At 63.1% G+C, this 13,452-nt stretch carries 10 protein-coding genes; 7 read left to right on the top strand and 3 right to left on the bottom strand.

All coding sequences use genetic code 11. The features are described 5' to 3' along the window. Positions 1 to 46 precede the first annotated feature (46 nt). Positions 47 to 1,312: a Zn-dependent hydrolase gene (locus V5A38_RS06670; RefSeq protein ID WP_332324971.1), complete on the top strand. Its 1,266-nt coding sequence runs from the start codon at positions 47 to 49 to the stop codon at positions 1,310 to 1,312. Positions 1,313 to 1,505: 193 nt separating this feature from the next. Here the strand turns inward: V5A38_RS06670 and V5A38_RS06665 are convergent, their stop codons facing one another. After that, on the bottom strand, positions 1,506 to 3,311 hold the full coding sequence (locus tag V5A38_RS06665; protein ID WP_332324970.1) for a M28 family peptidase: 1,806 nt from the start codon (positions 3,309 to 3,311) through the stop codon (positions 1,506 to 1,508). 103 nt (positions 3,312 to 3,414) lie between these two features. On the opposite strand from V5A38_RS06665, the gene aroA reads away from it, so the two are divergent. The 3 genes from aroA (at position 3,415) to aroC (ending at position 7,269) form a co-directional block, all read left to right on the top strand. Then, positions 3,415 to 4,734, top strand: coding sequence for a 3-phosphoshikimate 1-carboxyvinyltransferase (gene aroA, locus V5A38_RS06660; protein ID WP_332324969.1), 1,320 nt, complete (start codon positions 3,415 to 3,417; stop codon positions 4,732 to 4,734). Between the two features lie 73 nt (positions 4,735 to 4,807). After that, entirely contained in the window at positions 4,808 to 6,067 is a 1,260-nt protein-coding gene (locus V5A38_RS06655) for an alkaline phosphatase family protein (RefSeq protein ID WP_332324968.1), read from the top strand. Positions 6,068 to 6,099: 32 nt separating this feature from the next. Beyond that, on the top strand, positions 6,100 to 7,269 hold the full coding sequence (gene aroC / locus V5A38_RS06650) for a chorismate synthase (RefSeq protein ID WP_332324967.1): 1,170 nt from the start codon (positions 6,100 to 6,102) through the stop codon (positions 7,267 to 7,269). Here the strand turns inward: aroC and V5A38_RS06645 are convergent. Further along, positions 7,266 to 7,865: a CAP domain-containing protein gene (locus V5A38_RS06645; RefSeq protein ID WP_332324966.1), complete on the bottom strand. Its 600-nt coding sequence runs from the start codon at positions 7,863 to 7,865 to the stop codon at positions 7,266 to 7,268. The two genes, aroC and V5A38_RS06645, sit on opposite strands and share 4 nt — an antisense overlap. Further along, a complete protein-coding gene (locus V5A38_RS06640; protein ID WP_332324965.1) occupies positions 7,862 to 9,805 on the bottom strand; it encodes a hypothetical protein in 1,944 nt (647 codons plus the stop codon). Before V5A38_RS06640 ends, V5A38_RS06645 begins: the two co-directional genes overlap by 4 nt. A gap of 928 nt (positions 9,806 to 10,733) precedes the next feature. Here V5A38_RS06640 and V5A38_RS06635 point away from each other — a divergent pair. The 3 genes from V5A38_RS06635 to V5A38_RS06625 form a co-directional block, all read left to right on the top strand. Then, on the top strand, positions 10,734 to 10,946 hold the full coding sequence (locus tag V5A38_RS06635) for a hypothetical protein (RefSeq protein WP_332324964.1): 213 nt from the start codon (positions 10,734 to 10,736) through the stop codon (positions 10,944 to 10,946). Positions 10,947 to 11,152: 206 nt separating this feature from the next. Next, positions 11,153 to 13,042, top strand: a complete 1,890-nt coding sequence (locus V5A38_RS06630) for a 2-oxoacid:acceptor oxidoreductase subunit alpha (protein WP_332324963.1) — start codon at positions 11,153 to 11,155, stop codon at positions 13,040 to 13,042. Positions 13,043 to 13,044: 2 nt separating this feature from the next. After that, positions 13,045 to 13,452: thiamine pyrophosphate-dependent enzyme (locus V5A38_RS06625; protein ID WP_332324962.1), on the top strand; the 408-nt coding region annotated here is incomplete at its 3' end.

Below are 13,452 nucleotides of genomic sequence, written 5' to 3'. Positions count from 1 at the left end.
TTCCTGGAAGGCAAGGGTAAGGTAGAGGGGGGTCCGAGGATACGCCATGCAAGTCGAGGAACAGCGGCTCCGAGAAGATCTTGAGGCGAACGCGGAACACGGCAAAATCGACGTCGAGGAGGGTCGTGGCCGAACCGTGCTCACCGGCACCGAAGCGAACCGCGGTGCTCGCGAGATGCTGGTCAAACGGATGGAGGCCGCGGGGCTGGACGTGGAAATCGACGCCGTCGGCAACATCGCCGGGACGTGGTGTCCCGAATCTGCTGATGAGGATGCCGCACCTGTCGCAGCAGGGAGTCACGTCGACTCGGTGCCCGAGGGCGGCATCTTCGACGGCCCGCTCGGGGTCTACGCCGCCCTCGAAGCTGTCCGGGCAATGCGGGGGGCCAGCGTCGAGCCAGCCCGGCCGCTCGTCGTCGTCTCCTTCACCGAGGAGGAGGGCCAGCGTTTCGCCGACGGGCTGCTCGGCTCCTCGGTCGCCATCGGCGAGCGAACCGTCGAGGAGGCGCTCGCTATCGAGGACGACGACGGCATCACGCTCGAAGAGGCGCTCGCTGGGATGGGGTTCCGCGGCGAGGGCCGGCTCGACGCGAGTGCGTGGGACGCCTGGTACGAACTCCACGTCGAGCAGGATACGCGGCTGGAACGAGAGGACGTGCCCGTCGGGGTCGTCACGACAATCACCGGAATCACCCACTGCGAGGTGGACCTGCTCGGCGAGGCGAATCACGCCGGAGCGACGCCGATGGACCAGCGGACTGACGCGCTCGCGGCGGCCGCAGAGGTGGTTCTCGACGTCGAGGCCGCCGCACACGACGTCGTCGACGAGGAGAGCGAGACGGCTGTAGGGACGGTCGGCTCGCTGTCGGTCTCGCCGAACGCGACCAACGTCGTTCCCGGCCAGGTGGAGCTGGGCGTCGATATCCGGGACATCGAGTACCAGTCGATGCAGACGATCGTCGAGGCCACTCGTGCGAGCCTCGGCGTTGTCGAGACCGATCGCGGGGTGGAAACCTCATTCGAGCGACCGTTCGACCTCGAACCGACGCCGATGTCGGAGGACCTTCGCGCGGCAGCCCACCGCGCGGGTGAGAAAACCGGCATTCCCACGATGGATCTACATTCGGGCGCCGCCCACGACACGATGCATCTCGCCGACGTGACCGAGGCATCGCTGCTGTTCGCGCCGTCGGCCGACGGGATCAGCCACAACCCGCGGGAGTGGACCGATTGGGCGGACTGCGCGAAGGGGGCCCAGGTGCTCGCGGGAGCGATGGCCGACGCGGCTGGCCCAGCGTGCGACGGCCAGTAGGGGAAGCAAGCTGCGGGCTCCTCGGTTCTCGTCCCTCCTGGCGAACAGGTGGCCGACTGCTCCGCGGGACGGCTGGCCACGCATCCGCGACCCGTCCCGCGGTGGTTCTCAGGTCACAACGGGTGTGGGCCCGTTCTCTTACTTGAACTCCGGGCTCACACCACTGTCTAACAGAACCGGCCCGTCGGTTCAGTCAGGGGAGTGCGTCGATGGCATCTTCGAGCAGCGAGACGGCGCGGTTGCGCTGTCGCCGGAGCGCGACACGCTGTTTCTTCCGTTCCTCGGCGTCCATCTCGTTGAGCTCTCTCGCAGCAGCGAGCCCCGGGTAGGACGGCCGGTCTGTCGCGGGGTCCTGCTCGAACTGCCCTTCGGTGGTGTAATCCACCCGGACGAGCGCGCGTTCGAGCTGTCGAATTGCCTCGTTCGCCCCGTCGGCATCGATGCCGTCGGCGCTGAATTCGGCCGGTCGGGTCGTGTCGGTCTCCAGTTCCTCGTAGAACGGCTCCAGATTGGCCTCGAGTTCGGCGAGGGCGTCGAGCACAGGCAGCAGGTCGAACTCGTCGCCGGCGGCCTCGTTGTACGCTTCGAGGGTTTCAGCGTGTTTTTGAGCCGTGTGCCGGAAGTCGAGCGGGAGCACCTCCCGGTCGAGGAGGCGGGAGACGATGGTTGCGTACACACGGATGTCCCGAACCAGCACGTCCGGGTCGGCCTTGTCAAGCGTGTCCGTGCTCAGATGCCACGCGTTGCTGTGGCCGCCACAGCCCCCGACCGCGTGGTAACCCCGTTCCTCCCGAACATCCTTGGGGATGTTCGAGGAGAGCATGAAGCAGCCGGTGACGCCGAGATTATTGAAGGAGTAGTCGCCCGCGCGAGGCGGCCGGACCTCGGTTGCGTCCTTGCCACAGACGTCGGAGACGGCGGTCCGGGCGAGCGCGTCGGCTTCGGACATCCAGCAGAGCATATCTTCGAACTCGGTGGCGTCGACAGCGCCGGGGGAGTCGACGTTCACCTGTGCGACGCAGTTACGTTCGATATCTAGACCGAACGCCTCAGCGTACCAGGTCGAGCCGGCGTACCGGCCCGTCGAGTGGCCGGGCCACCAGCAGACCCGGAGGTCACGCGAAAGCTGGTCGGCGTGTTCTTCGAACACCCGGGCGAGTTCCAGCAGCGCGGCGTCGCCCGTCGCGTTGTCGGCGATGCCCACGTGCCAGGAGTCATAATGCCCGTGGAGCAGCACGAAATCCTCGGCCTCGCCTGTCTCCGGTGCGGACTCCGTGCCTCCGGCCGGAATCTTCGCCTCGACGACCGGGGAGTCGAACCAGCCCGTTTCGGTTTCGGCCGTCAGCGCGACTGCGGTGCCCTCACCGTGCTCGCGCAGGCGCTCGCCGACCGGCGCAGCGGTGACGATGACAGGCACGTCCGGGATGCGGTGCTCCTCGCCGGGCTCAGGCGCGCCGCCCCAGACGGGTGTAGCGATTCCCTCGTGCGGTTCGCGCTCGTGCGGGTGCACGACGACGACGCCCTCGACGCCCGCGTCCTCCAGTTCACCGATCGCCTCGATCGGAAGGAGCCCGTCGAGCACCGCAACCTTTCCCGTCATATCACCCACATCGCCGAGATCTGTCGAGAGGAGATCGTCGACGCTGGCTTCACCGGTGGCGAAGTCGACGAGTTCGCCCGCCGCCTTACCGCCGCCGAACGAGACGGTTTTGACCGCGTCGAAGGACTCGCCCGCGGCCGCGAGCGAAGCCTCTTGGGGGATGGAGAGGTAGAGTTCGGGGTCGTGACGCTCGTAGCTGACGCCGAACTCCTCCAGCCGGCCGGTGATGTATTCGGCGGCCTCGACTTCCCGTTTACTTCCCGAGACCCGCTCGAGTTCGGAGAACCGCTCGACGAGGTTCCACGGTGCTTCGGTGGATATCGCGTCGTACAGCGCTCGTTCGACTCCCGAGAGCGCTGGCTCCTCGCGCTCGTAGAGGTCATAGTTAGTCATCGACATACACGCATATTTTCGGCAGGCCACAAGTTCGTTCCGAAGACGGTCATCGAGTCGGACGCCCTGCTCCGGTGGACTCATCTCCCCAGCGCCGACAGATGAGGATATGAAACGACACGTCTCACGCTCGCAGGTCGCCGGCAGCTGCCGGGCACCGCCGTCGAAAAGCTACACCCACCGGGCGATCCTCGCCGCTGGCTACGCCGACAGCGCGACTGTGGAGGGCCCGCTGGTCAGCGCCGATACGAAGGCGACGATGCGCGCCGTCGAGGCGTTCGGTGGTAGCGTCGACCGCCTCCAGCTCGAAGACGACGGCACCCTTCCAGTCGACGGGTTCGACGGTCGGCCGGAGACTCCGGATGACGTCATCAACTGCCAAAACTCCGGGACGACCATGCGATTGGTCACCGCCTGCGCGGCGCTCGGAGACGGGCTCTCGGTGCTCACGGGTGACGAGTCGCTGCGCTCCCGTCCCCAGGGCCCGCTGCTTGCGGCTCTCGATGACCTCGGCGGCCGCGCCGAGAGCACCCGCGGGAACGGACAGGCACCACTCGTCGTCGGCGGCCCGCTCTCGGGTGGCGACGTCTCGATACCGGGCGACGTCTCCTCACAGTACATCACCGCGTTGCTGATGGCCGGTGCGGTCACCGAGGAGGGGCTGGATATCGAGCTGGAAACCGCACTCAAATCCGCGCCGTACGTCGACATCACGCTCGAGGTCCTCGACGGGTACGACGTCGATACCGAGCGAACGGCCGACGGGTTCCGGGTGCCGGGTGGGCAACAGTACCGCCCAGCGGGTGGCAGCTACGCAGTTCCCGGAGATTTCTCCTCGATCTCCTACCTCGCTGCGGCGGGCGCTGTCGCAGCGACGGACCACGCCAAGGTCATCGTGGAGGGTGCAGAGCCGAGCGCGCAGGGGGACACCGCGATCGTCGAGGTTCTGGACCGGATGGGCGCGAACATCGACTGGGACCGCGACGCCGGCGAGATCTCCATCGCTGGCGGCGAGCTAACTGGCATCGAAGTCGACGTTGGTGACACGCCGGACCTCCTGCCCACGATTGCGGCTGTGGGCGCTATTGCCGACGGTGACACTCGAATCGTCAACTGCGAACACGTCCGGTACAAGGAGACCGACCGCGTGAACGCGATGGCAGAAGAGCTCGGGAAGATGGGTGTCGAGACGACCGAAGAGCAGGACACGCTCACGATCCACGGTGCCGAGACGGAACTCGTCGGTGCCGAAGTCGACGGCCGCAGTGACCACCGAATCGCGATGGCGCTGGCCGTCGCTGGTCTCGTCGCCGAGGGGACGACCACAATCGACGGTGCCGAACACGTCGACGTGTCGTTCCCCAGCTTCTGGACGGTGCTCGACGACCTCGGCGCTACAGTCACGGAGTCTGAACAGACACGAGACTGAACCGGATCGAGGCGACCCATCTCTCGCCAGGTTCCGTCGAAATCCCTAAACCACCCGCGTGCGAGCCGCCTGCATGACGGATTCGGACAACCTCCGTACGACGTACGAGGAGGGCGGCTACGTCTTCCCGGCGTATGGCGACCGCTGTTTCGCCGATGTGACCGAGAGCGCCCTTTCCCTGCTTTCCGAGGAGTTCGAGTGCGGTCTCCCGGCCAGTGCCTTCGGTGACCTGCTCGATGTGGATATCGACCGCGTCGTGCTGCTGGTGCTCGACGGGCTCGGAATGGACCAGTGGAACCGACTCGCCGACGAACTCCCGTTTATCCGTGCGTTCGAGAAGTGGGGGACAGTGACGCCGCTGACCGCTGTCTACCCGTCCGAGACAGCTGCGGCGATTACGACGCTCCATACGGGACTCCTGCCCGCGGAACACGGGCTGCTGGGCTGGCACCAGTATTTCGAGGCCGTCGATGAGTCTATCCAGACGCTTCCGTTCCTGCTGGAGGATGGAACACCCATCCACGACGACGACCCGCTCGCGAACGCCCGTGAGCTGTTCGCCGGCGAAGCCATCTACGGTGACGCAGAAGCTGCGGGCATCGACACCCACGCTGCCCAGCCCGAGCATATCGCCGGTTCGGCCTCCTCACGGCTGACGACTGGCGGCGCGGAGACGAACGCCTACTGGAACGTCGCCGATATGGCGGTGACGGTCAGGGACACGCTCATGGCCGCCGACGGCCTGACGCACGTGACGTCATACGTCTCCAACGTCGACCACATCTCACACGTCACGGGGACCGCCGAGGATCGCTACGACGCGCAGGTCCGGATGGTCACCGAGGCGGTTCGCGAGGGGCTCGTCGAGGGCATCGATGCGGAGACTGCTCAACGAACCGCGCTGCTGGTGACAGCCGACCACGGTCACACCAACGTCGACCAGAGCGAAGCAGTGGACCTCGACGTACCAGCGGTGCAGGACATCCTGAAACGAGACGATGACGGCGAGCCGATTCCACCGGTCGGCGGCCCGCGGAACGTCCAGTTCCACGTCCAAGATGGTCGTGTCGAGGAGCTCCGAAGCTACCTCGAAGCGAACCACGACGTGCTCACCCTCGACCGCGAGGAGTACACCGAGCGTGGGTTGTTCGGAGAGGGTCAGGCTGAGACGAGCGAGACGTTCGAGCGCCGCGCGCCCGACCTGGTTGCGGTCCACCGTGAAACGGTGATGTGGTACCACGACGATGACAAGATCGGCGTCCACGGTGGGATGACCGCCGAGGAAATGCTCGTCCCGTTCGCGGCGGCGCGGGTGAGCGATCTACAGGACTAAGCCTAAATGCGCGGCCCCCGGAGATTACGCTAATGAACGGCAATCGGTTCGGTCGTCTCTTTCAGGTAACGACCTACGGCGAGAGTCACGGACCCGGGATGGGCTGTACTGTGAGTGGTTGCCCGGCCGGCGTCGAACTCGACGAGGAGGACATCCAGCGCGACCTCGACCGGCGTAAACCCGGTCAGTCGATGATCACGACCAGTCGGGGCGAACCCGACGAGGTCACGATTCAGTCCGGCCTGCAGGACGGCTACACCACCGGTACTCCGATCGGGATGACAATCGAAAATAAGGACGCCCGTTCGGGCAAGTACGAACCGTTCGTCACCGCACCACGCCCGAGTCACGGCGACTTCACCTACTCCGCGAAGTTCGGCACGCGGAACTGGGGCGGGGGCGGCCGCTCCTCTGCCCGCGAGACGGTGAACTGGGTCGCAGCCGGCGCGATCGCGAAACAGGTGCTCGACCAGAGCGACCACGACGTACAGGTGAAAGCCCACGTCAACCAGATCGGCGAGATTGAGGCCCCGCCGGTTAGCTTCGAGGAGATGCTCGACCACAGCGAGGAAAACGAGGTGCGCTGTGCCCATCCGGAGACGGCCGAGGAGATGCGCGAGCGGATCGACGGGTATCAGGAGGCCGGGGACTCCATCGGTGGCAGCGTTGCGTTCGAAGCCCACGGCGTCCCGCGTGGCCTCGGCGCCCCCAGGTTCGATAGCGTTCCGGCCCGGCTGGGGCAGGCGCTCCTCTCGGTCCCGGCGACGACAGCCATCGAGTACGGTCTCGGACGTGAGGCCCGCGAAGTTACTGGCTACAAGCGAAACGAGGATTGGGAGTTCCCCGAGGGCGAAGAGGACCCGGACCCGACGCCGGTCGGCAACGACCACGGCGGGCTGCAGGGCGGGATTACCACGGGACAACCGATTACCGGGGAAGTGACGCTCCACGCGCCGACGTCGATTCCGAAAACCCAGGAGACTGCAGACTGGGAGACCGGCGACGAAAAGGAAATCCAGGTTGTCGGCCGTCACGATCCGGTGCTGCCGCCGCGGGCAGTACCGGTCGTCGAGTCGATGCTCACACTGACGATACTCGACTTCATGCTTCTCGGTGGGCGGATGAATCCGGACCGGCTGGACGACCGGCCAGGTGAGTACGATACGCCGTATCATCCGAGCAGCCCACGGAACGAGGATTAACCGCAGAACTCCTGGGTGAGAAAGACGGTGCCGTTTTCGTCGACGAAGATGCCGATTCCCTGGAGTTCGTAATCGGGATTGAGGATGTTTTTGCGATGGCCGGTGGAGTTCATCAGGGAGTTTACGGCACGTTTTGAAATCTCTTCAATGTCCCTGAGTTCCTTCTGTATATGAGACTCTGCCCCGGAATGTGTCGATTTATTGAGATTCTGACTCATGTATTGACAGTTGGCATTATACCTGTCTCTTAGATATCCGTATCTTCCACCATTTGAATCATGATGTGCGAAGTAGTCCTGTTGGGCCATGTCCCACGATTTATATCGGGCAATAGCGTCAAGTTTCTCACTCCTGTTCAATGGTTTTACTCCGTGCTCTTTCCGCCGTTCGTTCATCTTCTTGTGAACCAAATTCTCTAGTGCAACCACCTCAATATCGTAATTACCAGACGACGGCGTTACAGGTTCCTTTGGTGTATCTGCAGTCTCCTCTATTCTCTCTGGCGTAGATGGCGTCGCCGTTTCAGTACCCTGGTCTTCGACGACACAGCCAGCCGAGAGGATCAGCAGACAGACTGCGACTGTTGCGAGCCTCATGGTTGTCCTTCCCTACATGACTCTGGCTCTCCTTTCTGCCACTTCTCGCTACACTCGCGCACTTGCTTTTCTAAGTTTCTGACATCCCCGTTCGGTTCGCTCAGCGACGTTTTCTGCTCCCAACTCGTCTCTGTCTTCTTCCACCGATAGAGTTCAGTCTCGTTGTAGATCGGTTTCTCCCACTGTGCGTACTCCGTTGCAACCTGTTCTTCCGTCGTATACTCATGGAATGCTGCCCTGCTGTAGGTTTCGACACGGTACTCGTAATCGTACGTCGTTTCCTCGACCGTTCGTTCCCACTCGTACTCGTCGTCGTATTCAGGAACCCGGTACTTGTAACGCGTGTCGTAGTTCGCCGTCCAGGTGGTCGATTCCTCGACGCAGTAATTTCCACCTCTGAAGTTGGCATACTCCACGCAGGTCGTCGATTTCGTATAGCCGCTAACGTACTGTTCGGACCTGACGTACTCCCAAGCACTCCCTGCGATGAATTGGTTCGAGACCCACGTCGTGGAGTGTCCAACCTGTACTGAATCTCCTGTCTTCGGTCCGCGCTCCCAACCGTTGCCGTCCGGTCTCGTCGCAGACTCTGTTGTTTCGGTCCTCGTCGTGGTCTTCGCCACGCGACCGACGTACTCCCAATCGTTGTCGGCTATCTGCTTACTGGGGACGGTCCTCGGCTCCCAGCCATCGAAGACGACACGCTCGTCGACGTTCCGCTCGGTTATCTGCCAGTCCTCTCCTGGCGACTCCGCCTTCCGTGTGGTCCGCTGTTCGGTGTGGTACTCAACCTTCGTACCAACTTGTTCCCACGAATCCCCCGGGATTATCGCCGTCCCGTCGGAGACCAACGTCTGGGCCGTTTGAACACCTGTCTGTTTGTAGGTCACTGAGTCGACTCCTATTCGTTTCCAGCCGTCGCCAGCGGGTCGTTTTGCGGCGACCGTTCGCGTGTTTTTCGTGACCTTCTGCTCGTACTGCCACTCCACGTAGGTTCGCTCGCCGACCGAGACAGTTTCACGCGATATCGAGTCATCCCGTTGTGCGTGAACCACATACTCGCCGCTGGAGCGGTAGCGGTGTTCGAACCGGTAGCTGTAGGTTTGTTCGTCAGTTTGGTCCACGCTCGAGAGCGTCTGCCTCGTCCCATCGCCGAAGAAGATATTCAACTGCGACGGCGGACTCGCACCGGTCGCCGTCGTACGTAGTTCTAGAGAACCGCGAATGGACATCTCTCCAGTCGTGCTGACGTTGAGCGTTTCCTCGACTTGTCGCTGTCCAGGTCGTTCCTCGAAGTCGAGCGGTTTCGTAACCGATCGCGAATTCCCGTTCTGATCTGTGACGGTCACTGTGACTGGGACGGCACTCAGATAATCCACTTCGTCTGTCCCGAACGGGAACGACACTTCCGATCGCATCTTCTCACCGCTCTCGACTGTTTGCGCGCTCCCGAGGTCGCCGAACTGCCACTCGAATGTCAACTGCTCGGAATCATTGTCGGTCGCGACCGCTGTGAACACAATTCGGCCGGGAACCGCTTTTTGCGAACCGAACAGGCTTGACGGGGTGTCACTCTGACTAGCTTCGTACTGCAGAATCTCTGGCTTGACCTCTGCTTGAGGACTGTCCTTGGTTAACCCATCTTGTTCCACAATGATAACCCCCTTCTCCGCCGTCGTTACCCCACCGTGTTCGTCCCCAACTGTCGCCCGCAGCGACACCGTCGCATCGGCCTCTGGAATTGCCGTGAACCGGTACAGCTGCGATTTCGCCCCATCCGTGGCCGTAGCTGTATTCAGTAGCCCACCGGTCTCGACTGACTCAACAGTAGAGGAGTCAGTCGCCCACGCGAACGACGTGACCGGGCCGTCCGGGTCCGACGCGATCACATCGTACTCGTGGACCGAACCAACACTGACCGTCGATTTCCCCTGAATCATCGCCTCGGGCGGGTTGTTTGTCACGTGAACAGTCTTGGAAACCGTCGTGCTCTCACCGTCGTCGTCGACGACAATAGCCGGGAGCCGGACTTCCGTCCCGGGTGCAACGTCGAAGCGATACGTCTGATCCACACTGCGCGCAGCAATCACGCCGGACGAGTCGCTCGAATGGCTCGACGGCAGCCAGCGGAAATCGGTCACTCGGCCATCCGCGTCGCCAACCTCGAGCACGTACCGAGCTGACGAGCCGGCACGAATCGACTCCGGGCCGAGAATTTGGCCGAACGGGCCCTGGTTTGTCGAACCCTGGGGAACGATCGTCGTCTCCGGGTCGGTCACCAGTGCAGGGGGATCCTGGCCTGTCACGGGGGTCATCGACGAGTCGTTCGATGTTGTTTCTAGCGAGTCCGTGCGGCTGTCGACTGCGCCGCCAACGTCGACGAACAGCGTGTCACTCCGGGTGTTCCCGTCTTCGTCAGTCGCCGTTAGCTGAACGTGGTATCGGCCAGTCTCTCCGGGGACGAAGCGCGTCATAACCGCGTTCGGTTCCATCGGAGTAATCGCCTGACCCTGTGGTGTCTCTATCGACCAGCTAAATGCAGCGAGCTCCCCGTCGGGATCGACCGTGCCGCCGCCGTCGAGATAGACAGTGGTCCCAGCGACGACTGACTGGTCCAGTCCGGCGTCGACGAGCGGTGCCTCGCCGTCGGCAGCAGCGTTCGACACTGGAACACTGGCAGTGATTAGCAGGAGTGCAAACGTCAAGTGGCTCAGTTTCATCCGGATACGAATTCTTTCAACCAGCGATTATATTTAAATTGCAGGGTGAGAGAGAAATCAACGGGTCTGAGGCGAAACCAACGAGTCGAACCTAGCTGGCCAGGGCGGGTCCGTGCGTTATTTATCGCTTCGCGCCTCTGGTAGAGGCATGATTGAGAACGAGTCGTCGGCTCCGTACCTACTGACAACTGGGATGACTATCGGACTGGCGATACTGCTCTACGGCGTCGAAGTCGGAATCAACGATGGGGCGCTGGCAGAGCCGCTACAGGCCGTCGGCGGTGGCGTTATCGTCGCCGGGATTCTGGGGTTCGCCTACTATCTGGAACGACTGCCGGAGGGCGAGGGCGAGGCTCACTAAAACTGCTTCCGGTACTGTTTTCGTGCCGAGTAGTTGACACCGTTGACGCACGGAATCGAAGACCGCCGAGGGCAAGAATCGCCACTGAATCCACGGCCAGCGTCCTTGTCTATCACTAACGTTCCTTGTGAATCCATAGCAAATGCTTTTAGTTCGGCGTTGTAACTTGCGCGTACACTCGGTCCACGAGGACCGGTTCAACACTCATGACTGACGATGAACTCATCTGGCGAATCGCTGGTGGTTCCGGCGACGGAATCGCGTCGACGAGCCAGAACTTCGCGAAAGCGTTGATGCGGTCGGGGCTCAACGTGTTCACGCATCGGCACTACCCGTCACGGATCCGTGGCGGTCATACGTACACCGAGGTACGAGCCTCGGCCGAGAACGTCACCTCCCGTGGGAACGGGTACAACATCCTGCTCGCGCTCGGTGACTCGTTCGCGCGCAACCCCCAGGAGGATGCCTACTACGGGAACGAGGAGATCAAGCCGCTCTCGGAGAACTTGGACGACCTTCGCGAGGGCGGGGTTATCGTCTACGACGACGGGCTGCTTGACGCCGACGAGGTACCGAACTTCGAGGAGCGCGTCGAGGAGAACAACTGGCACGTCTTCCCGCTCGACCTTCGCGGCCTCGCCCGCGAGAAAGGTCGAGAGGTCATGCGCAACACCGCCGGCGTTGGCGCTACTTGCGCCATCGCCGACGTGCCCGTCGACGCCATCGAGGAACTCATGCGGGACGCGATGCCCGAGAAGATTCTCGGCCCAAACATCGAAATTCTCCACGAGGCCTACGAGCAGGTCACGGAGAACTACGACGTCAGCGAGGTCGAGGTGAGCTGTCCGACCGGCGAGCACGACGAAGAGCAGGTGCTCATGAACGGCTCCGAGGGCATCGCCTACGGCGCCTTCGACGAGGGGTGTCGGTTCATTGCCGGCTACCCGATGACGCCGTGGACGGAAGCGTTCACCATCCTCACCCAGAAGTTCCCCGAGGTTGGCGGTATCTCAGAGCAGGTGGAAGACGAAATCGCCGCGGCTGCGATGGCCATCGGCGCGTCCCACACCGGCGTGAAGGCGATGTCCGGGTCCTCCGGCGGCGGCTTCGCGCTCATGTCAGAGCCGCTCGGGCTGGCCGAAATCTCCGAAACGCCAATCGTGCTGCTGGAGGCAGCGCGAGCGGGGCCCTCGACGGGGATGCCGACCAAACCGGAGCAGGCTGACCTGGAGCACGTCCTCTACACCTCTCAGGGCGACTCCAACCGCGTCGTGTTCGCGCCTGCCGATCCGGCAGAGGCGTACGACCACGCGCGGAAGGCGTTCCAGATCGCCTACGACTACCAGATTCCGAGCATCATCCTTTACGACCAGAAGCTCTCCGGGGAGTACCGGAACGTTCCAGCCTCCCACTTCGACCGTGAGCCCAACCCCGACATCGGTGCCACGCTCACAGAGGACGAGATTCCGGACGCACCCCACGAGCCCGGCGGGAAGCTTCACCGCTTCCGTCACGACCCCGAGGACGGGGTTTCGCCGCGCTCGGTCCCGGGACAGAAGGGCGGTCGCTTCCTCGCGAGTGGAAACGAGCACAACGAGGCCGGTCACATCAGTGAGGACCCCGACAACCGGGTCGCGCAGGTCGACCGGCGCGGTCGAAAGCTGGAGTCCATCCGTGCGGAGCTGAACGAAGACGGCCTGAACGTCGAGTACGGCCCGGAAGAGGCGACGTACGGCGTGCTCGCGTTCGGCAGCATGGTCGGTTCCGTCGAGGAGGCCGTCACAGAGCTCAACGACGCCGGCGAGTCCGTGAAGGCGCTGGCGGTCGGTGAGCTGGCACCGTACCCGGAAACTGAGGTACGTGAGTTCATCGAGAGCGTCGACCGCGTCATGGTCGTCGAGATGAACGCCACTGCGCAGTTCCGGGGGCTGACCCAGAAGGAACTCGGCGAGTACGGCCCGAAGCTGTCGAGCCTCCTCAAGTACAACGGCAACCCCTTCGAGCCAGGAGAGATTGTCGAGGGGTTCCACGCGACGCTGTCCGGCGGAGAAGAGACAGCGAACCAGACGACGTTCGTGCCTGCGGCAGGTGATTAACAATGAGTGCATTCAGCGCAATCGGTGAGGAACGGGAGATCGAACAGGAGGAGTACACACCGGGTATCGAGCCCCAGGCGACGTGGTGTCCTGGCTGTGGCGACTTCGGCGTCCTGAAGGCGCTGAAAGGCGCGCTCCCCGAACTCGGGCGCACGCCCGACGAGACCCTGACAGTGACGGGAATCGGCTGCTCGGGGAAGCTGAACTCCTACTTCAACAGCTACGGCTTCCACTCCATCCACGGGCGCTCGCTGCCGGTGGCCCGTGCCGCGAAGCTCGCCAACCCCGGCCTCGAGGTCATCGCGGCCGGCGGTGACGGCGACGGCTACGGCATCGGCGGGAATCACTTCATGCATACCGCCCGGGAGAACCACGACATGACCTACATCGTGTTCAACAACGAGATCTTC

It is taken from the genome of Halolamina sp. (assembly GCF_036626355.1).
Taxonomy (GTDB): Archaea; Halobacteriota; Halobacteria; order Halobacteriales; family Haloferacaceae; genus Halolamina.
Note: the sequence above shows the minus strand (reverse complement) of the source record. Positions and strands in the feature narration are given on the sequence as shown.